This window comes from Amycolatopsis sp. NPDC045836 (assembly GCF_056431745.1).
Window position 1 is genome coordinate 62,403 of sequence record NZ_JBWKKF010000012.1, and the last position, 21,050, is coordinate 83,452.

The following is a 21,050-nucleotide window of genomic DNA, read 5'->3' on the forward strand; positions in this document are numbered from 1 at the left end:
TCCGGCTCAGCGCGGCGCGGCGATCCTCGTCGGCTCGGTGCGCCCGCGCAGCACCGTCTCGTCGACCTGCGCCCAGCACGCGGCTTCGGCGCCGCCGGCGGCGTCCACCGCGGCCATCGAGGCGACCACCCGCCCCGGCACCGACTTCGCCAGCTCGGTCAGCCGCGCCGCCTCGTTCACCGGATCACCGATCACGGTGTACTCGAACCGGCTTTCGTGGCCGATGTTCCCGGCGACCGCCTGGCCCGCGGCCACCCCGATGCCCGCCCGGCAGTCCGGCACCTCGACGGCCAGCCGCCTGCCCATCTCCCGCGCGGCGGCCAGCGCCTGCCCCGGTGCGTCCGGCTGGTCCACCGGCGCGCCGAACACCGCCAGCGCCGCGTCGCCTTCGAACTTGTTCACGAAGCCGTCGTGCGCGTGGACCGCCGACACCACCACCGCGAAGAACCGGTTGAGCAGGTCGACCACCTCACCCGGCGGCCGGGTGGCGGCCAGCGTGGTCGAGCCGATCACGTCGACGAACAGCACCGCCACCTCACGCACCTCACCGCCCAGCCCGGCCTGGCGCTCCAGCGCCTTCGCGGCGACCTCCTCGCCGACGTGCCTGCCGAACAGGTCGCGGATGCGCTCGCGTTCCCGCAACCCGCCGACCATGCGGTTGAAGCCGGACTGCAGCTGCCCCAGCTCGGTGCCGTCGAACACGGCGACCTCGGTGTCCAGCTCGCCCTTCTCCACCCTGGCCAGCGCGGCGCGCACGGTCCGCACCGGTGCCGCGGTCGCCCGCGCGGTCAGCGTGACCAGCAGGAAGCCGAACACGCCGACCACCGCGCCGAGCACCAGGACCGCCACCGCCAGCTGCGTGGTGGTGACGTCGTCGCGGATCAGCGCGAACACCGCCACCAGCATCAGCCCGAGCACCGGCAGCCCGGTGCCGAGCAGCCACGCCAGCAGCATCCGCACGGTGATGCCCGCGCTCACCCGCCGCCGCATCGGCGGCCCGCTGCTGAGCACCCTGGCCGCCACCGGCCGCAGCGAGAACTCGCTGAGCAGGTAGGAGTTCGCGCACACCACCACCCCGCCGAAGGCCACGGTGAAACCGACCTTGAACGCCGCACCGGGCAGTTCCAGCGCGGTCACCGTGGTGAACAGCACCAGCGCCCCGAACCAGAACACCGCCTGCACCCGGGCCAGCCGCATCGGCACGCGCAACGCCGCCCGCCGCTCCCGCGGACCGGGCTCACGGCCTTCGAACACCCAGCTCAGCGCCCGCAGCGCCCGGCGGCGCCCCCACACCACGCCGACCAGCAGCGACAGCGTCACGTAGACCGGCAGCACCACCGCGTGCCAGAGCACCAGGTCGGCGGCGAACACGCTGGGGCCGGGGATGACCAGCACCACCAGCGCGACCACCACCGCCGCACCGACCACGTTCGCCAGCACGATCGAGGTGATCAGCAGCAGGTTCAACCGCAGCCGGAGCACCCCGATGCGCTGGTCCGCGGTGCCCAGGAGCCAGGAACCCAGCGGGCGCGCGGTGGTGGTCACCCGGTCACTCCAGCACGACGAGCAGGTCGCCGCCTTCCACCTGCTGCACCGAGGTGATCGCCAGCCTGCCGACCTTGCCGCCGCTGGGCGCGGTGATCGCGGCCTCCATCTTCATCGCTTCGATGGTGGCCACGGTGGCCCCGGCGGCCACCTCGTCGCCTTCGCTCACCAGCAGCGTGACCACCCCGGCGAACGGCGCGGCGACGTGCTTGCTGTTGCCCTTCTCCGCCTTCTCGGTGGCCGGGATGTCCGAGGCGATCGAGGCGTCCCGGACCTGGATCGGCCGGATCTGCCCGTTCAGGCTGGACATCACCGTGCGCATCCCGCGCTCGTCGGCCTCGCCGATGGCCTCGAGCTCGATCAGCAGCCGCACACCCGGTTCCAGGTCGACCTGGTACTCCTCACCCGGCCGCAGCCCGTAGAAGAAGTCCTTGCTCGGCAGCACGCTGGTGTCGCCGTAGGCCGCGCGGTGGTTCTCGAACTCCTTGGTGGGCCCGGGGAACAACAGCCGGTTGAGCGTGCGGCGCGGTTCCTTGGCCAGTTCCTCGCGGGCGGTTTCGGACAGTTCGGCCACCGGCTTGGCCGCCGCGCGGCCTTCGAGGGCCTTGGTGCGGAAGGGTTCCGGCCAGCCACCCGGCGGGTCGCCCAGCTCACCGCGCAGGAAGCCGATCACCGAGTCCGGGATGTCGAACCGGCTCGGGTCCGCCTCGAAGTCGGCCGGTGAGACCCCGGCGCCGACCAGGTGCAGCGCCAGGTCACCGACCACCTTGGACGACGGGGTGACCTTGACCAGGTGGCCGAGGATCTTGTCCGCGGCGGCGTACATCACCTCGATGTCCTCGAACCGGTCGCCCAGCCCCAGCGCCACCGCCTGGGTGCGCAGGTTGGACAGCTGGCCGCCGGGGATCTCGTGGTGGTACACGCGGCCGGTCGGCGAGGCGAGGCCCGCTTCGAACGGCGCGTAGACCTTGCGCACGGCTTCCCAGTACGGCTCCAGGTCACCGATGGCGCCCAGGTCCAGCCCGGTCGGGCGCGCCGAGTAGTCGGTCGCCGCGACCAGCGCGGACAGCGACGGCTGCGAGGTGGTGCCCGCCATCGACGCGACCGCGCCGTCCACGGCGTCCGCCCCGGCCCCGATCGCCGCCAGGTAGGTGGCCAGCTGCCCGCCGGGGGTGTCGTGCGTGTGGATGTGCACCGGCAGGTCGAACTCCTTGCGCAGCGCGGTCACCAGCTTCACCGCGGCCGGGGCCCGCAGCAGGCCCGCCATGTCCTTGATGGCCAGGATGTGCGCCCCCGCACCGACGATCTGCTCCGCCAGCTTGAGGTAGTAGTCCAGGGTGTACAGCTTCTCCGACGGGTCGGAGAGGTCCGAGGTGTAGCAGAGCGCGACCTCGGCCACCGACGGGGTTTCGCGCACCGCCTCGATCGCCGGGCGCATCTGCTCGACGTCGTTGAGCGCGTCGAAGATGCGGAAGATGTCGATGCCGGTGGCCGCGGCCTCCTGCACGAAGGCGTGCGTCACCTCGGTCGGGTACGGCGTGTAGCCGACGGTGTTGCGCCCGCGCAGCAGCATCTGCAGGCAGATGTTCGGCACGGCCTCGCGCAGCGCGGCGAGGCGCTCCCACGGGTCCTCGGCGAGGAACCGCAGCGCGACGTCGTAGGTGGCGCCGCCCCAGCACTCCAGCGAGAGCAGTTCGGGCAGCGTGCGCGCCACCACCGGGGCCACCGCCAGCAGGTCCTTGGTCCGGACGCGGGTGGCCAGCAGCGACTGGTGCGCGTCGCGGAAGGTGGTGTCGGTGACGCCGATGTGCGGCGCCTCCCGCAGCCAGCGCGCGAAACCCTCCGGGCCCAGTTCGACCAGCTTCTGCTTCGACCCCGGTGCCGGGTCGTGCTCGGGCAGCGGGGGCAGCTTCTTCAGCGGGTCGAGCAGCCGGGGCCGGTCGCCGTTCGGCTTGTTCACCGTGACGTCGGCGAGGTAGGTGAGCAGGCGGGTGCCGCGGTCGGCGGAGTGCCGGGCGGTCAGCAGGTGCGGGCGCTGGTCGATGAACGAGGTGGTCACCCGGCCGGCCTGGAAGTCCTCGTCGTCCAGCACGGCCTGCAGGAACGGGATGTTCGTGGCCACCCCGCGGATGCGGAACTCGGCCACCGCCCGGCGGGCGCGGCCCACCGCGGTCTTGAAGTCGCGGCCGCGGCAGCTCAGCTTCACCAGCAGCGAGTCGAAGTGCGCGCTGATCTCGGTGCCGGCGAAGGCGGTGCCGCCGTCCAGCCGGATGCCCGAGCCGCCGGGCGAGCGGTAGGCGCTGATCATGCCGGTGTCCGGGCGGAACCCGTTGGCCGGGTCCTCGGTGGTGATCCGGCACTGCAGCGCGGCCCCGCGCAGGTAGATCTTGTCCTGCGACAGGCCGAGGTCGGCCAGGGTCTCCCCGGCGGCGATGCGCAGCTGCGACTGCACCAGGTCGACGTCGGTGACCTCCTCGGTCACCGTGTGCTCGACCTGGATGCGCGGGTTCATCTCGATGAACACGTGCTTGCCCTCGCGGTCGAGCAGGAACTCGACGGTGCCCGCGTTGCGGTAACCGATCTTCTTGGCGAAGTTGACCGCGTCCGCGCAGATCCGGTCCCGCAGTTCGGACGGCAGGTTCGGCGCCGGGGCCAGCTCGACCACCTTCTGGTGCCGCCGCTGCACCGAGCAGTCGCGCTCGAACAGGTGCACCACGTTGCCCTCGCCGTCGGCGAGGATCTGCACCTCGATGTGCCGCGGCTCGACGACCGCCTTCTCCAGGAACACGGTCGGGTCGCCGAAGGCCGACTCGGCCTCCCTGGCCGCCGCTTCGATCGACTCGCGCAGGGTGGCGGGGTCCTCGACCCGGCGCATCCCGCGGCCCCCACCACCGGCGACGGCCTTGACGAAGACCGGGAAGCCCAGTTCCTCGGCCGCCGCGACCAGCGCGTCGACGTCCGAGGACGGCTCGGAGGAACCCAGCACCGGCACCCCGGCCTCGCGGGCGGCGGCCACCGCACGCGCCTTGTTGCCGGTCAGCTCCAGGATGTCCGCGCTGGGCCCGACGAAGGTGATGCCCGCTTCCTCGCAGGCCCGCGCCAGCTCGGGGTTCTCCGACAGGAAGCCGTAGCCCGGGTAGACCGCATCGGCACCCGCCTTCTTCGCCGCGCGCACGATCTCCTCGACGGAGAGATAGGCGCGGACGGGATGCCCCGGTTCGCCGATTTCGTGCGCCTCGTCGGCCTTGAGCCGGTGCAGCGAGTTGCGGTCCTCGTGCGGGAAGACGGCGACGGTGCCGGCGCCGAGTTCGTAGCCGGCCCGGAACGCCCGGATCGCGATTTCCCCGCGGTTGGCGACGAGCACCTTGCGGAACATGCCCCGGTCCTTCCTGTTGACGGATCGGTAGGTCGGTCCAGGCACGTTACCGTGTTGCTCCCGCACACCGGGAGTTCAAGCCCAGGTGATGGACATCATTCACCGTTCGGGTTGCGCACCCGACTACGGCGTGAGTGCCCTCCCGCCTCAACGTAGCTGCGCACCGTCCAGTGAATGGAGCAGCCGGTTGGGGGTCCCCGCCGGAACCCCGGTCAGCTTGTCCTTCGTGGCCGCGTCGACCACGGCCTGAGCCGTCTGCGGTGCGGTCGCCGCCGGGTGCAGCGCGCGGTAGAGCGCCGTCACGCCGGTCACGTGCGCGGCGGCGGTGGACGTGCCGGAGAGCACCCGGGTGCTGCCGTCCGGCGCCTGCGACGGAATCGATACACCGGGCGCGTAGAGGTCCACCGACGGGCCGTGGTTCGACGAAGAGGCCACCCGGTCCTGCCGATCGGACGAAGCCACGGTCAGCGCCTCGGCCACCCTCGCCGGGGAGAAGTTGCCCGCGTTGCTCGCCGAGCCACCGGCTGGCACCGCCACCGGCACCACCGCGGCCAGCGCGCGCACCGCGTTGTCGATGGCGGTGTTCGGCGAGCCGCCGACCCCGAGCACCGCCACCGCGGGCTGCACGGCGTTCTGGCGCACCCAGTCGATCCCGGCCACCACGTTCGACACCGAGCCGCTGCCGTTGTGGTCCAGCACGCGCACCGGCACGATCTTCACGTCCTTGGCCACGCCGTACTTCTCCCCGCCGATGATGGTGGCCAGGTGCGTGCCGTGCCCGTTGCCGTCGGCCGGGTCGTTGTCGCCGTCGATGAAGTCCTTGCCCGCCAGCACCTGCCCGGCGAGGTCGGGCACCCCGGTCACGCCGGTGTCGATCACGTACGCGGTCACCGTCTCGGCCCGCGTCTCGTAGCGGTAGAGCTGGTCGAGGCCGACCCGCTGGTCGATGCGGTCCAGGCCCCAGCTCGGCGGGTTCGGCTGCTGGCCGGGGCCCGCTTGCGCGGGCGTGGCGAAGACGAGCAACGCGGCGAGTGCGACAGCGGGGACCCGGCGAAGTGTCATGAAATCCTTTTACGCGGCGACCGCGTCCGAGGACACCTACCAACGGCTGGTCAGTGCGTCAATACAGGATGTGCTTCCCGCCGTCGACCACCACGGCCTCACCGGTCACCAAGTCCATCAGCAGCACCCCCAGCACCGCCTGCGCCACGTGCTCCGGGCCGGAGATCTCCCGCAACGGCACCGTTTCCCGCTCGGCCGCCGCGCGTTCGGCGAAGGCTTCTTCCCCGTGCTGCCCGGTCTGCCAGCGGGTGGCGACGGTACCGGGCGCGATGGCGTTCACGCGGACGCGCGGTGCCAGGCTCACCGCGAGGTTCCTGGTCAGCTGCAGCAGCGCCGCCTTGCTGACGCCGTAGGCCACCGACGAACCCCCCGCCCGGTACCCGGCGATCGAGGCGATGTTGACCACCGCGCCCCCGGCCTCGGTCAACGCCGGCGCGAACGCCCGCACGCAGTGGAACGGGCCGAGCAGGTTCACGTCGAGCACCTGGTGCCACACCTGGTCGGTCAGCGCATCGAGATCGGCGTGCGGCGCGCGGAACGTGGTGCCCGCGTTGTTCACCAGCACGTCGACCCGGCCGAACCGGTCGAGCACGCGCCCGGCCATCGCCCGCACCTGCGCGTCGTCGGCGACGTCAGCCCGTTCGGCCACCGCTTCGCAGCCCAGTGCGGCCAGCTCCGCCACCGTCTGCTCCGCCTCCTCGGCCGACCGCGAGTAGTTGACCACCACCCCGCGGGCCCCGGCTCCGGCCAGCGCCAGCGCCGTCGCCCGCCCGATGCCCGTCCCGCCACCGGTCACCACGGCGACCGTTCCGTCGATCCGCACTCAGGCCCCTTCGTCCACCACGCGCCGCACGGTGGCCCGCACGCCGTCCTTTTCCAGCCCGGCCAGGCAGTCCGCGAGCAGTTCGCGGAACGTCCTCGACTCACGCAGTTCTTCCGGGCAACCCCGCCAGGCGGTCAGCAACCGGTCGAGATCGGCGGCCGCGGCGAGTTCCCGGCTGTCCTCGTCGAGTTCGCTGCCACCGCTGCGGAGGAACTTGATCCAGCCCGCGACGCCGAGGCAGATCAACCGCGGTTCCCGCCCGGCTTCGAGCAGTTCGCGGGCCGGTTCGAGCAGCCGCTGCGGCAGCTTGCGCGCGCCCTGCCCGGCGATCTGCGTGAGCCGGTGGTCGATCCGCGGGGTGGCCAGCCGCCGCAGGATCCGCTCCGCCTCCTCGCCACCGGTGCCGTTGCCGAGGCTGGGTCCGGTTTCCCCGCCGACCAGCGCCCGGACGTAACCGGCGAACTCCTGCTCCCGCACCACTTCCGCGGTGGTCTCGAACTCGGCGAGCAGGCCGAGGTAGGCGACCGCCGAGTGGGTTCCGTTGACCAGCCGCAGTTTCCGCGCCTGCGCGGGCGCGATGTCCGGCACGAACCGGGCCCCGACCCGGTGCCAGGCCGGGCGCGGGCCGCCGAAGTCCTCGATCACCCACTGCCGGTAGCCCTCACCGGCCACCGCCGCCAGGTCCACCAGGCCCAGCCGCTCCTCCACCTGGCGCAGGCAGTCCGCCGTCGGCGCCGGCACGATCTGATCGACCACAGTGGACGGGAAGGCGACGTGCCCGCTGATCCAGTCGGCCAGCGCGGCGTCGCCGAGCAGCCCGCAGAAGTCCTGCACCAGCCCGGCCACCAGCTTGCCGTTGTCGAGCAGGTTGTCGCACGAGAGCACGGTGATCGGCGCGTCCTCCCCGCGTGCCCGCCGCGCCCGGAAGCCGTCCACCAGTTGCCCGACCACCGTGCGCGGGGCCCGCCCGGCCAGGTCGGCGGCCACGTCCGGATCGTCGCGCCGGAGCAGGTTCGTCGCCGGGTCGTGGTGGTACCCGGCTTCGGTCACGGTGATCGTCACGATCCGGCACGCGCTCGACGCCAGCGCCGCCCGCACCTCGTCCGGTCGCTGGTGGAGCACCTCGCGGAGGCAGCCGACCAGGCGCAGGCGCTCGTTCGCCCCGCGTTCCACCACGGTGAACAGGCCGTCCTGCGGGTTCAGCGCGTCGGCGGCGGCACCGCTGCGGTAGCTCACCCCGCGGATCGCCCAGTCACCCGGCTCGACCAGCAGCGCCTGCTCGGTCAGCACCGCCTGGTGCGCGCGGTGGAAGGCACCGGCGCCCAGGTGCAGGATGCCCACGCCGATGTCCTCGCCCTGCACGCTGTCGAGCAGTTCGGGCCGGTGCGCACCCAGGGTCGCCCGGCTCAGCCGCGGCACGGCCATTCGTCCACCTATCCGTTCCGTCCCGACAACAGTGCCCGGAGCCCGGCCAGGTCCGGTCCGGGGACGGGCACCCCTTGCGCGGCGCGACGGCGGCGGACCAACTCCTCCGGCTCACCGGGCACCGGGGAAAGGCTCTCACAGAACGATTCGGCTTGTTCCCGGAAAACCCCCGGGTCGGCGAACGCGGCGATGTCCACCGCCACCAGCACGGTCCCGAACTCGCCGTCGTAGCCGGGCAGGCCACGCAGGCCGTGCCCGGAGAGCAGTCCGCTCACCAGGGTGGCGAAGAGCGCGGCGCCCGGCGGGGCCGGTCCGTCGAACACCAGCGGCGGGGCGCCGGTGGCCCGCGGCAGCGCCCACGCCAGCGGCGTGCGCCCGGTGGCGGCGAAGGCGAGCGCGACCAGGCCGGTCTCGGCCAGCGCGCCGACGTACTCACCGAGCCTGCCGACGTCGTTGCCCTCCCGGATCGCGGCCACCCCGCTGCCGTGCTCGACGGTGAGCACGCTCAGCTCGCGCACCGCGTGCCCGGCGGAAAGCTGCCCGAACGCGCGGTGCCCGTGCACCAGCACGGCACCGGGCCGGACCACCTCGGCCTTCGGCCGGGCCCGCGGGTCGATCTCACCGGCGCGCACCAGCGGCACGTAGTCCAGCAGCCGCCGCACGCCCAGCGCGTCGTGGCCGAGCAGATTGGACCGGACCAGCGAACCGGCCACCACCGCGGCGGGCCCGGGTGGGGTGCCCGCCGCTTCCAGGACGTCCGCGGCCAGCAGGTGCAGCGCGCCGGCCGGGAGCAGTTCGTCGGGGTCGCCCATACCACCCCGCTCCTCGGCGCTCGGGCCAGGAATTCTGCCAGCTCGGGCGCCGCTTGCAAAGTGTCCTTTGTAGACGGTTCAGCGATCGTCGCGGGCGCGGGCGATCCGGTCGTGGAGCCAGCGCCGGAGGTGGCTGCCGTCCGAAGGCACGAAGTGCCGCCGCTTCGAGCCGTCGGGCAGCTTCTCCACGATGATCACGAACCGGCCGCCCTGGGTGTCGAACAACTGCACCCCACCCAGCGCGGCGAGCCTGCCGTCGCGGCCGCGCACCCAGAGGTCGAACACGCCGAACCGGCCGATCGGCCAGCTGAAGAAGGCCTGCGCCGCCCGGTGTTCGGCGGGTTCGGCCTCCCCGTAGGCGTCGATGAGGTCGCGGGGGTCGATCTCCTCCTCTTCGCCGCGGTTGACCGGCCTGACCTGCTCGGTCACCGCGATCGGGCGCAGGTTCACCGGGCCGAGGCGCGGCAGGTAGCGCATCAGCCCGGAGACCAGGTCGTCGGCGTGGCAGGCTTCGAAGGAGAGCTGGTCGCCGACCTGCCCGCTGAGCACGCCCGCCAGGTGCTCGGACACCGCGCGGTAGCGGATGTCGCGCTGGCCCTCCTCCTGGCTGAGGCGGCCGGTGATCAGCACTTCGGGGCGGTACCAGACGCGGAGCAGGTTCTCCACGTCCGGGTCGAGCTGGTCGCCCTTGGCCAGGCGGGCGTCACGCAGCTGCTGCCAGGCGCGTTCGCGGACGCGCCGGCGTTCACCGGTGGTCGCCCCGGCGTGGGGCACCTCGAACGGCGGCGGCACCAGCGCGGTGCCGAAGCGCTCGCCGAGCACGTCGACCACCGCGGTGGGCAGCCAGAATTCCATCGGCACGGTGGTGTCCCGGTTCAGGAGCCGATGACCGGCGGCACCGGCTTGGCCCCGTCGAGGCCCTCGGCGGGCTTGGCTTCGAACAACTGGTCGGGGTCCTCGCCCTGCAGGTAGTCGGGCCGCTTCTTCTCCTTGTCCTCTTCCTTGCCGCGGCCCGCGCCGAGGCCGCCGCCGCCCATCCCGGCCCCGGCCCGGCCCCCGGCGGTCGACGCCGCCGCGGCCCCGCCCCGCACGGTCCCGTCCTTGGGCAGGTTCCCGGCCCCGGACGACTTGCCACCGCTGTTGGGTTCACCACCCTTGGTCCCGGCAGGCGTCCCCCCGAGCCCGGCCGGCTTGCCGCCGAGCCCGGCGGGTGTCCCGCCGAGCCGCCCGGCGGCCCCAGCCGGCCCCTTCGGGGGGTTGTAGGTGCCCCCGCCGGACACCCGCGCCCCGGCGCCGGGGCTGCCGAACTTCACGCCGCCGCTGCCCTTGGCCGGTGTGCGCGTCTTGTCGGCCCCGAGCCCCCCGAGGTTCGGCCCACCCAGCTGGCCCGCGATCGCCGGGGGCGTGCCCTTGAACCCCGCGGCAGCCGGAGGCGCCCCGGTCGCCGGTGCGCTGTACCCGGGTCCCACACCCCCGGGTCCGGACCCGACGTACCCACCACCGGGCAACCCACCCCCGGTCGGCGCCGGCGTCCCGCCACCCACCACCGAGGAAGGCACCGGCGTACTCGGCTGCCCACCCCCCAGCGACGGCGGCGCCGCAAACGACGGCTGGGTGGAACCGGTCTCGTAGAGGGTGGTGTCCATCGTGTGCATCACCTGAGCCGCCTGCTGATGCGCCGCCTGAGACGCCTCCTGCTTGGCACTCATCTCCTCGAGCGCCTTCACCCCCTGCATGGAGGCGTCAAACCCACCACTCTGGAAGGCGGCCTTGGCCTTCGCCATCTCCTCCGCCTGATTGAACGGCACCGGCTCAGGCATCGAATTCTGCGCGTTGACCACCGCCGCCGACTGCTGCGAATACCTGTTGGAAGCCAGATCCACCCCGTGAGCGGTGCTGTCGACCCAGTCGGCACTCTGCTTCACGAACCCGTGCACCTTGGCCGCACCCTCGCCCTGCCACAACGCCTGCTCATTGTTGACAGCGGCGGTCAGGTCGTCGCTGAGCGTCTTGAGCGCATCCCGCGTCCGAGACAGGATCCGGCCCTGCTCGTCGATCGCGGCCCCGTTGCCTGAGTGGGCCATGTCGTACAGGGCTTGATGATCGTGCGCCAGGTACTCCTGGTTCGAGGTCACCAGACCTTCACGAAAGGTCTGACCTCGCATGAGCGACTGGCCTCGCGCGATCGAGTACGCCTGGGCAGTCGCCTGTGCATCCCGCATAGCGGTCGGCTCGGCGAAGATGTTGCCCTGACCACCGCCCGCGTCCGTGTACGCCTTCGTGTACACATCCGCCTCATAGGCTGGCCCACTGACATTCTCGGTCATCTACCCCACCCCTTCCGCTACGCCTTGGGCAATTGTGGCTCTACCGCTGCGGCGACCAATTTGGCCTGTTCACACGCCTCGTCAACAGTACCGCTCGAACCAAAGCTGATGCGGACAATCGCCCGGGCTTTCGGCGCGACCGCCATGGCAACAGAGCAACCGATGGTGCCGTTGTCAGGATCTTTTCGCAGCTTGGCCTTACGACCTTTGACATCACCTTCATAGATCAGACTGGGATCCCCGACGAGCTGATCAATCCCCTGCAGGTCGTCAAGGTCGACCCGCGCCGCCATGCCCGTTTTCCCTGCCTGGCATCCGTTGTTGCTGCCCGCATTCGAAACGCGACCAGGAGGAAAGCCTTGTCCTTTCAAGGCTTCATCGAGCACGTCACAAGCCTTCAGTTCACCGAAAATACCGCGAGCGTCACCACTTGGTGACTTCGACGGCTCAGTTATCGCCGCCGACTCCTGGGGCAGCGGGCTCCCAGGCTCATCCGCAGTGCACGCAGCTGCTGCGAATACGGCCATGAGGGCCGCGAGAGAAGCCACTGTCCTAAAGGACCTCACTCAACACCTACCGATTCGAACGTCAACCTGTGAGCTTCATCCTCAGCCCGGTACGACCGCATTGCGGTATCTATGGCCGACCGGAGGTCATTGAGCCCACCGACCAGCAGAACCATGTTCGGCAACAAAGCTTCATCGCCTTCATTCATGACCTTGACATCATGAGCAGCGACCTCAATAGCGTATTTACCCGTTCCCAGGGAAGGATGATCCTTCAGACTCTGGGCTTCGGCATCCAGATCTGGCCACGCCTCGTCAACGAATCGCTTGATTGCGTCGAGATACTTCTGTCCGGCATCAGGATCGATTGCGAAGCCCCCGCCGCCCGGGCCTGCTGACGCGAGTTCCTTGATCTTCTGCGCGTCCACGCTGAACTGCTTCACCGACTCGGTGTCCATCGGATCGAGAGTGCTGAGCATGTCGCTCAGGAAGTTGTTGCCCGCGTCTCCAGCAGCGGGAGGTGAGGGTGGCGCGCCGCCCTGCTTCTCCGCTTCCGACTGAGTGTCGAAGTTCGCACCACTGGTCATGACCGCGCCTACCCCTCCCTGATGCCCGTCCCCCGGCGACCGCTCGTGTTCAGCCCAACACGCTAGCAGTCATGCCGGAGTGAAGGGAGCGTTCCGGGGAACTCCCGCCTCTTCCCACGAGCAGGAAAGCCCTGTTCAGCGAGCTTTCACCCGGTCAGGGGTCACAGACATCACTGCTCCGGTGCACGATCGGGCCTCGATGGCGCACCGTCCCACCTCAGTCAGGGCGCTCCTACGTCCGTTCGGCGGTCACCGGCAGGCACCACACCTCGTGTCTCAGCCGGTAGCGCCTTACCACTGATGGCGCCGGCGCCTCGGCCACCACCGACGGCTCAGCCACTGGCACACCAAACCGGCCACCCAGACGTCGATGCACTGAAGGTGGCATGGCACCGGTCTCACGTTAACTACCGTCCATCGCGCGCAAAAAGGTCCTTTGTTCATAAGCGATCGACGACCACCCATCTCGCCGGTTCACAGCTTGACCGGGTCAACGCGAACATCTCGCGGGCGAGAAGCCATCACCAGCCAGCGCGTTGTCGAGCACGAAGCATTCCTCGACGCCGCCGAACACGCTCGCATTGGTATTATCGATGCTCGACGCGGACAGTGCAACTTGCCCGGATTACTTCGGAGCACATGAAGCGAGCAGATTGACATCAACGAGGGCGGCGACCGAAAGCAACTTCCTAGCATCCATCCGATTATCCCAGTACACTTACATCCCTGTTCAGGTTTCCGACGCACTCCGCGTCGCTTCATCGGTCGATGGATTCGTCCCAGAACGTGGCCGGTGTGCATCCGACTCGGGTTCCCCGCGAAGTTCTCAACCCTCTACTGGCCACCCGGGTCCGACCGGACCGTCAAGCCCGGCTTCAATGTTTGGCTCGCCGTGATCGACGCTCCTTCAGCGCTGAAGCCCCGACCTCGGAGCGCCTCGCCCAAGAGGACGCCAGCCTTCATATTACCGAAAACCCTTCAGCACCCGCCGGTCTCGAAGTTCGACCTGGCTGTAGCGGCTTCGGTCGATCAGGTCGCACGTCGACGGCCAGCAGCGCTTGATGCCATCATCTTGGGCTACCCCCGCTCCGGCAGCCGGGACTCAGACAAGCACTGCAGTCGATCCGGCCAATTCGCAGGCCGGTTCGATCCGAGTACCACGGTCAACAATGCTCCCGGCCTCCCCGCCGGTACACGAAGTCAGTGCCATACCGATCGTCAAGACCATCGAATACTGGGTTTCGGACGCGTCAAGGTTGTAGCTCAATTGCCAATGTGATCGAACCGGTCTCGGCGCAAGCATTTTCCGCGCTTCCCCGCGTTCCCATGGTCACCGAGATCATCGCGCGGGCCTTGGCCGCGACTTCGATGAAGGAGTTCGAAAGCGTCGATTCCGCGCAGGTCCCGCGTTTCAGACAGCGGACGAGGTCGACACGCTATCAGGCGGCTTTCACTGCACCGGCCCCTTCCGCAGGCCCGAATGGATGCGCGGTTGCATACCAGCCGCCCGCGCCAGGCTCGCGGCTTCCAGCCGGCTGTGCACCTTCAGCTTGCTGAAGATGTTGTGCGTGTGCGTCCGCACCGTGTTGACCGAGAGGAACAGCTCCGCGGCGATCTGGCTCCCCCGCTTCCCCTCCACGATGCCCAGCAGCACATCCCGCTCCCGCGCCGACAGCACGTCCAGCGGCCCGTTCGAGTCCCGCACCCGCTGCACGTCCGCCCGCAGCTCGGCCAGCACGAAGCCCAGCAGGTCCGGGGAGAAGTACGCCTTCCCGGCGCACACCCCGTGCAGCACGGCGACCAGGTGCTCGGTCGAACTGTCCTTGCCGACCCAGGCCGTGGCGCCCCAGCGGGCGGCGATGACGGCCTGCACCGGGTCGTGGCTGCCGGTCAGGACCACGATGCGGGCGTCCGGGGCCGCGGCGCCGAGGCGGCCGAGCAGGTTGGCGGTGGCCGGGCCGACGGGCTGGATGTCGACGGTGATCACGTGCGGCCGGGCCCTGGCCACGGCGTCGGCCAGGCCGGGGTCCGAGGTCGAGCTGCGGCCCACCACCAGCAAGCCGCCGACGGCGGACAGTTTGGCCGCCAGCGCCTCCGCCAGCAGCTCCTGATCATCGACGAGAAAGGCACGCACCGGATTCACCCGAACACCCTGCGACACCACCGCGTGATTGTCCTCATCCAGTTGCACGAGAATCACGGACTAGTCCGCCTGGCCGGACCCCGAATCGGGGGGCGGGCGCGGGGATCTTTAAAGTGGACCGGCAAGCGGTTGAGCAAGCAGCCGCAGCGAGACGCTGCGTGCCGTGCTGCCGCTGGATTCCGCCTGCCACGTCACCCCGCGTCCGCACGCCTGCCGACCGAGGGGAGACAACTCATGCCCGAAACACCGCACCGCCGACTTCCGCGCGCGCGCTGAGTCCGGGCGGGCACCGCGAGGTGGTAGCCACTGACGAACCAGGCGCCGAGGACCTGCAGCGCCGGGTGAAAGAACTACAGGCGGAACTCGACGGGCTCCGCCGCGCCCTGCGCAGCCGCGCCACCATCGAACAGGCGATGGGCGTGCTCGTCGTCGCCCACCGCTGCACCCCCCAGGAGGCCTTCCGCCTGCTGATCCGGTTGTCGCAGCAGCACAACGTCAAACTGCACCGGGTGGCCGACATGCTGGTCCAGCTCGCCGCCAAGGCCGAAACGCACCAGCTCGAGGCGTTGCTGCGGCAAGCCGCGCCGAACGAGGGCACGGAAGAGGCGGGATCCGGGGCCGGCCATCTGGATGCAGCTCTCGTGGTGGTGGCTCGAAAGCTGGCCGACGGTTCCCCGGAGGCGCTGGCGGAGCTGCACGAACTCCTGCTCGCCCGGGGCTGGATCCCGCCCTACACCGTGCTGGCGGCGGCGCTGGAGTGACCCGCGGCGGTCACGCCACGGGGAGCTGGCGCCGCCGTGCGATCGCCTCGCGGCGTTCGCTCTCGTCGAGCCCGCCCCACACGCCGAACGGTTCCTCCACCGTCAGCGCGTGGTGCCGGCACTCCACGATCACCGGGCAGCTCTGACAGATCTGTTTCGCCCTGGCCACCCGGTCGGCGCGCGCGAAGCCGCGCTCGCCGTCCGGGTGGAAGAACATCGAGCTGTCGAAGTTCCGGCAATTCCCCTTGCGCTGCCACTCCCAAGTCTCCGCGACGGGCTCGGGGAGCCGAGACGTGTCCGCCATGAAGATCACCTCCGCCATCAAGCTGGGTCGCTGACGCGGTGTTACCCACTTCCCCCGATTGCTACACCTCGGCCGCGGACACCGCCTCCGCCCGGAGCAGGCCCGCACCGGCCAGGCCGGCCCAGACGGCGGAGGGCACCGGCAGGCGTGCCCGCGTGAGGTTGGCGCTGACCTGCGCGGGGGATTGCGCGCCGAGCAGCACCGAGGTCACCGCGGGGTGCCCGGCGGCCAGCGCGATCGCCGCCCGCGGTAGTTCCACCCCGTGGGCGGCGCACACCCCGGCGATCCGCGTGGCCCGCGCGACCAGCTCCGGCGGGGCCTCCGCGTAGTCGTACATCGTGCCCGGTGACGGCGTCGCGAGGATGCCGCCGTTGAACACCCCGGCGGCCACCACCGCCACCCCGCGCCGCCGGCACAGCGGCAGCAGTTCGTCCAGCGCGGACTGGTCGAGCAGGGTGTACCGGCCGGCGATCAGCACCACGTCGAGATCGGACCGGCGGACGAACTCGGCGGGCATCGCCGCCTGGTTCATCCCGACGCCGACCGCGCCGATCACCCCCTGGTCCCGCAGTTCGAGCAACGCGGGCAGCGCGCCGTCGAGCGCCGCCGCGAAATGCGCGTCGGGGTCGTGCACGTACACGATGTCCACCCGATCGAGGCACAACCGCCGCAGGCTCTCCTCCAGCGACCGCAGCACACCGTCACGGCTGAAGTCCCAGACCCGGCGGTACGCGGCGGGCACGTCGAAGCCCTGGTCGTCGCGGCGACCGGCACCGGCGGGATCGGGTTCGAGCAGGCGGCCGACCTTCGTCGACACCACGTACCCGTCCCGGGGGTACGCCGCGAGCGCGGCCCCGAGGCGTCGTTCCGACAAGCCGAGGCCGTAGTGCGGGGCGGTGTCGAAGTAGCGGACGCCCTCCTGCCACGCCCGTTCGACGGTGGCGACGGCGTTCTCGTCGGTCATCGCGGTGTAGAGGTTGCCGAGCTGGGCGCACCCGAGCCCCCAGGCTCCCAGGCGGGTCAGCGGCATCTACCGGCTCCTTCCGTGGCTAATCTGGGCAGCGCACGCGGAAACATCCGAGGTCTGGGCGAAGGCGAGGGGCGCGAGATGCCGGTCACCGACGAAGCCATCGACAAGATCAAGGGCATGATCATCGCCGGTGAGCTGGCCCCCGGCGACCGGCTGCCCAGGGAAGCCGAGCTGGCCCAGCGGCTCGGCCTCTCCCGCAGTTCGCTGCGGGAGGCGGTCAAGGCGCTGTGCCTGATCCGGGTGCTCGACGTCCGCCAGGGCGACGGCACGTACGTGACCAGCCTCGAACCGAAGCTGCTGCTGGACGCGATGACCTTCGTCGTGGACTTCCACCGCGACGACACCGTGCTCGACTTCCTCGCCGTGCGCCGGATCCTGGAACCGGCCGCGACCGCGCTGGCCGCGCAGCACATGTCCGGGGCCGACCTCGCCGAACTGCGCCGGCTCCTCGGCGAACTGGACGACGCGCCGACGGTGGAAGCGCTGGTGGCCAACGACCTCGCCTTCCACCGCCGGATCGCCGAGGGCTCCGGCAACCCGGTGCTGTGCTCGCTGCTGGACAGCCTGTCCGGGCCGACCACCCGCGCCCGCATCTGGCGGGGCCTCACCCAGGAGGGCGCGGTCGCCAAGACCAGGGAGCAGCACGCCGCCATCTACGAAGCCATCGCCGCCCGCGAGCCGGAACTCGCGCGGTCGTGGGCCACCGTGCACGTGGCCGGGGTGGAGCAGTGGCTGCGCAACGCCCTGGGCACCGCCGAGCACCCCGCCTGAGCCCGCCTCACGTCTGCGGTTTCCCGCCGGTGAACCGCGCGATCATCAGCGCGACGAGGATGATGCCGCCGTAGAGCGCCTGGATCCAGAACGAGGGCACCTGGGCCAGCGTCAGCAGGTTCTCCACCACCGCGAGCAGCAGCACGCCGGTGAGCGCGCCGAACATGGTGCCGCGCCCGCCGTCGAGCGAGATGCCGCCGATCACCGCGGCGGCGAACACGGTGAAGATCATGCCGTCGCCCTGGTTGGCGTTGATCGCGCCGACGTAACCCGTCATCACCAGGCCGCCTAGGGAGGCCAGCACCCCGGCCACCACGAAGACCAGCCAGGAGATCCGCTCGACCCGGATGCCCGCGGCCCGTGCGGCCTCGCGGTTGCCCCCGATCGCGTACAGCGACCGGCCGACGCGGTGGTAGCGCAGGACAAAACCGCTGATCGCGTACGCGGCGGCCGCCAGCCACACCGACGCGGGCAGGCCGAGGAAGGTCTCGGTGGCCAGCGCGAAGAAGGCGTCCGGCATCTCGAAGAGCGTCTTGCCCTCGGTCAGCCCGACCAGCAGGCCACGCAGCACGATCAGCATCGCCAGCGTCACGATGAACGCGTTGAGCTGCAGTTTCACGATCAGGAAGCCGTTGACCGCCCCGATGGCCGCGCCGACCAGCACGATCACCAGCAAGCCCGGCGCCGTCGGCAGTTCGGTGCCGAAGCCGGCGGACACCGCCGGGAGCACCAGCATGGCGCCGAGCACCGGCGCGATGCCGACGGTCGATTCCAGCGACAGGTCGAACTTGCCGGAGATCAGCACCAGCGATTCGCCGAGCACCACCAGTGCCAGCGCGGCCGACGCGCCGAGGATGCTGATCAGGTTGTCCGCGGTGAGGAAGCGGTCGTTGACCAGGCCGCCGACCACCAGCAGCGCGGCGAGCGCGGGCAGCAGGGCCAGTTCACGCAGTCGCGGCAGCTGCCGTCGCCGCGGCGCGGTCACCGCGGTGCCCGCCCGCCCGGTCGCCGTGCCGGTCATCGCACCCCCTCGATCTCGGCCACCAGCTCACCGTCCGACCAGCCCGCCCGGTGCTCGGCCACCAGCCGCCCGGCCCGGACGACCAGCACCCGGTCGGCGGGCCGCAGGTCGTCCAGTTCGTCGCTGACCACCAGCACCGCCTTGCCCGCCGCCCGCACCCGGTCGACCACGGCGAGCAGGGCCTCCTTCGACTTCACGTCCACCCCGGCGGTCGGGTCGATCAGCACCAGCAGGTCCGGATCGGTGGCCATCGCCCTGGCCAGCACCACCTTCTGCTGGTTGCCGCCGGACAGGTCGGCCACCGGCTGGTCCGGGCCGGCGGCCACCACGCCGAATTCGGCGACGGCCCGTTCGGTCACCGCCCGGCGCGCGTCCGGCGGGGCGGTGCCCGCGCGGCCGAGGCGGTCCAGCACGGTCATCGTCGCGTTGTCCGAAACGGACAGCCCGAGCACCAGGCCCTGGTGGTGCCGGTCCCTCGGCACGCAGCCGATCCCGGCGGCCAGCGCGGCGGCGACGTCCCCGGCGGGCAGCGGCCGCCCGGCCACCCGCACCGAACCGGCGGTGGGCACGCGCAGGCCGTAGATGGTCTCGGCGACCTGGTGCTTGCCGCTGGCGTTGCTGCCGGCCAGGCCGACCACTTCCCCGCGGCGCACGCCGAACGACACGTCTTCGAAGGAATCACCGGAGAGGCCGTCGACCTCCAGCACCGCTTCGGTGCCTTCGGGCAGCGGATCGCGTGCGGCAGCGTCGGCCACCGACAGGCCGCCCTCCTCGCCGGTCATCGCGTCGACCAGGTCGGCGCGGCTGAGCTGGTCGACCGGTGCGGTCAGCACGTGCCGGGCGTCACGCAGCACGGTCACCGCCTGGCAGACCTCGTGCACCTCCGGCAGGTGGTGCGAGATGAACAGGAAGGTCACCCCGCCGTCCTGCAGTTCGCGCATCCGGGTGAACAACCGGTCGATCGCCTGGCTGTCCAGCTGCGCGGTGGGTTCGTCGAGCACGATGAACCGGGCGCCGTAGGACAACGCGCGGGCGATCTCCACCAGCTGCCGGTCCTCCACGGACAGTTCGCCCGCGGTCAGGTCGGGGTCCACCGACACCCGCCACGACTCCAGCAGTTCGGCGGCCTGCCGGCGCAGCTTCGGCCAGCTGATGCCGAACCGCCCGGCCGGCTGCCGGTTGAGGAACAGGTTCTCCGCCACGCTCAGCTGCGGGATGACCGTGGAGTGCTGGTAGACGCACGCCACCCGGGCCCGCCACGCCTCGCGGTCGGCCAGCGGCGGAGCCGGGCGGCCGCCGAACTCCACCCGGCCGGTGTCCGGTTTGGACAGTCCGGTGAGCAGCGAGACCAGCGTCGACTTGCCGGCGCCGTTGCGCCCGACCAGCGCGTGGGACTCCCCCGGCCGGACGGTCAGGCTGACCTCGTGCAGCGCGGTCGTCGGCCCGTAGCGCTTGCCGACGCCCAGCGCGCCGGCCACCGGGGCGCTCACAGCTGGTTGCCCCAGAGCCCGGGGTCGTCGACGTTGTCCCCGGTCACCACGGGGGCGGGCAGCTGGTCCTCGAGCATGCCGGGCCGGGTTTCCACCACGGTGCTGCCGTGGTCGGTCGGCCCCGGCTGGAACACCTCACCGGCCATCGCCCGTCTGACGTAGTGCAGGCCGTACTTGGCGTAGTCGTCGGCGGGCTGGGAGACGGTGGCGTCCAGCTCACCCCGGCGGATCGCCTCCAGCTCCTGGGGAATGCCGTCGTTGCTGACCAGCACCACGTGCTTCGGGTCGCCGACCGGGAAGAAGAGGTTCTTGCGCTGCAACGCCTGCACGGTCGGCGCCAGGTAGACCCCGCCCGCCTGCATGTACACCGCCTTGACGTCGGGGTTCGAGGTGAGCACGCCCTCCAGTCCGGACGCGGCCTTGTCGGCCTTCCACTCCGCCGGGACCTCCAGCACCTGCAACGCCGGGAACCTGCTCTTCACGCAGTCGCGGAAGGCCTCCGAGCGTTCCCGCCCGTTCACCGACGCGAGGTCCCCCATGATCTGGACGACCTTGCCCTCCTTGACCTTGCCGCCGATGTGCTCGCACGCCTTGACGCCGTACGCCCTGTTGTCCGCGCGGACCACGATGGCCACCTTGCCGCCTTCGGGCGCCACGTCCACCGCGACCACCGGCACGCCCCGGCGTTCGGCCTGCTCCAGCCCGGCGACCACGGCCGCCGAGTCCAGCGGGGTCACCACCAGCCCCTTGACCCCCTGGTTGAGCAGGTTGTTCAGGTCGGTGATCAGCTTGGCCGGATCGCTGTTGGCGTTGACCGTCGGCAGTGCTTCGACGCCCTCGGTGCTCGCCATCTGCGGCACGTAGTTGTTGTAGGCCTGCCAGAACGGCGAGGTCAGCAGCGGCACGGTCGCGCCGACCGGCCCGCCGGGCGAACCGCCGCCCGGGGCCGGGGCGGCCGAGTCCCTGGTGGAACCGCAGGCGCTGAGGGCCAGCGTGAGCACCGCGGCCGCCGCGGCGGCCTTGCACACCTTGTTCCGCACCGCTTCTCCTCCTTGCTGCCGGCAGGG

The 21,050-nt window shown here is 71.1% G+C and carries 18 protein-coding genes; 2 read left to right on the top strand and 16 right to left on the bottom strand.

Going from position 1 to position 21,050, the window contains the following annotated elements:
- Positions 1–6: 6 nt before the first annotated feature.
- The 11 genes from AC07EG_RS23260 to AC07EG_RS23310 all read right to left on the bottom strand — a co-directional run bounded on the left by AC07EG_RS23260 (position 7) and on the right by AC07EG_RS23310 (position 14,606).
- Complete coding sequence (locus tag AC07EG_RS23260; RefSeq protein ID WP_478255263.1) at positions 7–1,545, bottom strand: adenylate/guanylate cyclase domain-containing protein; 1,539 nt, start codon at positions 1,543–1,545, stop codon at positions 7–9.
- A 4-nt stretch (positions 1,546–1,549) separates the two neighbouring features.
- On the bottom strand, positions 1,550–4,921 hold the full coding sequence (locus tag AC07EG_RS23265; RefSeq protein WP_478255264.1) for a pyruvate carboxylase: 3,372 nt from the start codon (positions 4,919–4,921) through the stop codon (positions 1,550–1,552).
- Positions 4,922–5,068: 147 nt separating this feature from the next.
- The gene (locus AC07EG_RS23270; RefSeq protein ID WP_478255265.1) at positions 5,069–5,983 is read right to left on the bottom strand and encodes a S8 family peptidase; all 915 of its coding nucleotides are present in this window, start codon (positions 5,981–5,983) and stop codon (positions 5,069–5,071) included.
- A 58-nt stretch (positions 5,984–6,041) separates the two neighbouring features.
- Positions 6,042–6,806, bottom strand: a complete 765-nt coding sequence (locus tag AC07EG_RS23275) for an SDR family NAD(P)-dependent oxidoreductase (protein WP_478255266.1) — start codon at positions 6,804–6,806, stop codon at positions 6,042–6,044.
- Positions 6,807–8,231: a mannitol dehydrogenase family protein gene (locus AC07EG_RS23280; RefSeq protein WP_478255267.1), complete on the bottom strand. Its 1,425-nt coding sequence runs from the start codon at positions 8,229–8,231 to the stop codon at positions 6,807–6,809.
- An 8-nt stretch (positions 8,232–8,239) separates the two neighbouring features.
- A complete protein-coding gene (locus AC07EG_RS23285) occupies positions 8,240–9,043 on the bottom strand; it encodes an Ldh family oxidoreductase (RefSeq protein WP_478255268.1) in 804 nt (267 codons plus the stop codon).
- A gap of 78 nt (positions 9,044–9,121) precedes the next feature.
- Positions 9,122–9,898, bottom strand: a complete 777-nt coding sequence (locus AC07EG_RS23290; RefSeq protein ID WP_478255442.1) for an ESX secretion-associated protein EspG — start codon at positions 9,896–9,898, stop codon at positions 9,122–9,124.
- 20 nt (positions 9,899–9,918) lie between these two features.
- Positions 9,919–11,370, bottom strand: a complete 1,452-nt coding sequence (locus AC07EG_RS23295) for a hypothetical protein (RefSeq protein ID WP_478255269.1) — start codon at positions 11,368–11,370, stop codon at positions 9,919–9,921.
- Positions 11,371–11,387: 17 nt separating this feature from the next.
- Positions 11,388–11,756: a hypothetical protein gene (locus AC07EG_RS23300; protein WP_478255270.1), complete on the bottom strand. Its 369-nt coding sequence runs from the start codon at positions 11,754–11,756 to the stop codon at positions 11,388–11,390.
- Positions 11,757–11,932: 176 nt separating this feature from the next.
- Entirely contained in the window at positions 11,933–12,463 is a 531-nt protein-coding gene (locus AC07EG_RS23305) for a hypothetical protein (RefSeq protein WP_478255271.1), read from the bottom strand.
- A gap of 1,450 nt (positions 12,464–13,913) precedes the next feature.
- On the bottom strand, positions 13,914–14,606 hold the full coding sequence (locus AC07EG_RS23310; protein ID WP_478255272.1) for a LuxR C-terminal-related transcriptional regulator: 693 nt from the start codon (positions 14,604–14,606) through the stop codon (positions 13,914–13,916).
- A gap of 341 nt (positions 14,607–14,947) precedes the next feature.
- Between AC07EG_RS23310 and AC07EG_RS23315 the strand changes: the two genes are divergently transcribed.
- Entirely contained in the window at positions 14,948–15,367 is a 420-nt protein-coding gene (locus tag AC07EG_RS23315) for an ANTAR domain-containing protein (RefSeq protein ID WP_478255273.1), read from the top strand.
- 10 nt (positions 15,368–15,377) lie between these two features.
- Here the strand turns inward: AC07EG_RS23315 and AC07EG_RS23320 are convergent, their stop codons facing one another.
- Positions 15,378–15,671 (bottom strand): WhiB family transcriptional regulator, encoded by a 294-nt coding sequence (locus AC07EG_RS23320; RefSeq protein ID WP_113698167.1) that lies wholly within the window; start codon positions 15,669–15,671, stop codon positions 15,378–15,380.
- 61 nt (positions 15,672–15,732) lie between these two features.
- On the bottom strand, positions 15,733–16,701 hold the full coding sequence (locus tag AC07EG_RS23325; protein ID WP_478255274.1) for an aldo/keto reductase: 969 nt from the start codon (positions 16,699–16,701) through the stop codon (positions 15,733–15,735).
- A 78-nt stretch (positions 16,702–16,779) separates the two neighbouring features.
- Here AC07EG_RS23325 and AC07EG_RS23330 point away from each other — a divergent pair, with 78 nt between their 5' ends.
- Positions 16,780–17,472 (top strand): FadR/GntR family transcriptional regulator, encoded by a 693-nt coding sequence (locus AC07EG_RS23330; protein WP_478255275.1) that lies wholly within the window; start codon positions 16,780–16,782, stop codon positions 17,470–17,472.
- A gap of 7 nt (positions 17,473–17,479) precedes the next feature.
- Here the strand turns inward: AC07EG_RS23330 and AC07EG_RS23335 are convergent, their stop codons facing one another.
- The 3 genes from AC07EG_RS23335 to AC07EG_RS23345 are packed head-to-tail and all read right to left on the bottom strand — an operon-like array spanning position 17,480 to position 21,023.
- Positions 17,480–18,493: an ABC transporter permease gene (locus AC07EG_RS23335; protein WP_478255276.1), complete on the bottom strand. Its 1,014-nt coding sequence runs from the start codon at positions 18,491–18,493 to the stop codon at positions 17,480–17,482.
- Positions 18,490–19,983 carry a sugar ABC transporter ATP-binding protein gene (locus tag AC07EG_RS23340; RefSeq protein WP_478255277.1) on the bottom strand — a complete coding sequence of 498 codons (1,494 nt, stop codon included), beginning with the start codon at positions 19,981–19,983 and terminating at the stop codon, positions 18,490–18,492. The genes AC07EG_RS23335 and AC07EG_RS23340 overlap by 4 nt, the downstream gene beginning before the upstream one ends.
- Positions 19,980–21,023 carry a sugar ABC transporter substrate-binding protein gene (locus AC07EG_RS23345; protein WP_478255278.1) on the bottom strand — a complete coding sequence of 348 codons (1,044 nt, stop codon included), beginning with the start codon at positions 21,021–21,023 and terminating at the stop codon, positions 19,980–19,982. Before AC07EG_RS23345 ends, AC07EG_RS23340 begins: the two co-directional genes overlap by 4 nt.
- Positions 21,024–21,050: the final 27 nt, after the last annotated feature.

What these genes read in the sequence shown, in the direction of transcription:
- AC07EG_RS23265 (WP_478255264.1), bottom strand. Translation starts at nt 4,921, where the DNA reads ATGTTCCGCAAGGTGCTCGTCGCCAACCGCGGGGAAATCGCGATCCGG.
- AC07EG_RS23270 (WP_478255265.1), bottom strand. Translation starts at nt 5,983, where the DNA reads ATGACACTTCGCCGGGTCCCCGCTGTCGCACTCGCCGCGTTGCTCGTC.
- AC07EG_RS23280 (WP_478255267.1), bottom strand. Translation starts at nt 8,231, where the DNA reads ATGGCCGTGCCGCGGCTGAGCCGGGCGACCCTGGGTGCGCACCGGCCC.
- AC07EG_RS23285 (WP_478255268.1), bottom strand. Translation starts at nt 9,043, where the DNA reads ATGGGCGACCCCGACGAACTGCTCCCGGCCGGCGCGCTGCACCTGCTG.
- AC07EG_RS23290 (WP_478255442.1), bottom strand. Translation starts at nt 9,898, where the DNA reads ATGGAATTCTGGCTGCCCACCGCGGTGGTCGACGTGCTCGGCGAGCGC.
- AC07EG_RS23295 (WP_478255269.1), bottom strand. Translation starts at nt 11,370, where the DNA reads ATGACCGAGAATGTCAGTGGGCCAGCCTATGAGGCGGATGTGTACACG.
- AC07EG_RS23305 (WP_478255271.1), bottom strand. Translation starts at nt 12,463, where the DNA reads ATGACCAGTGGTGCGAACTTCGACACTCAGTCGGAAGCGGAGAAGCAG.
- AC07EG_RS23320 (WP_113698167.1), bottom strand. Translation starts at nt 15,671, where the DNA reads ATGGCGGACACGTCTCGGCTCCCCGAGCCCGTCGCGGAGACTTGGGAG.
- AC07EG_RS23325 (WP_478255274.1), bottom strand. Translation starts at nt 16,701, where the DNA reads ATGCCGCTGACCCGCCTGGGAGCCTGGGGGCTCGGGTGCGCCCAGCTC.
- AC07EG_RS23330 (WP_478255275.1), top strand. Translation starts at nt 16,780, where the DNA reads ATGCCGGTCACCGACGAAGCCATCGACAAGATCAAGGGCATGATCATC.
- AC07EG_RS23335 (WP_478255276.1), bottom strand. Translation starts at nt 18,493, where the DNA reads ATGACCGGCACGGCGACCGGGCGGGCGGGCACCGCGGTGACCGCGCCG.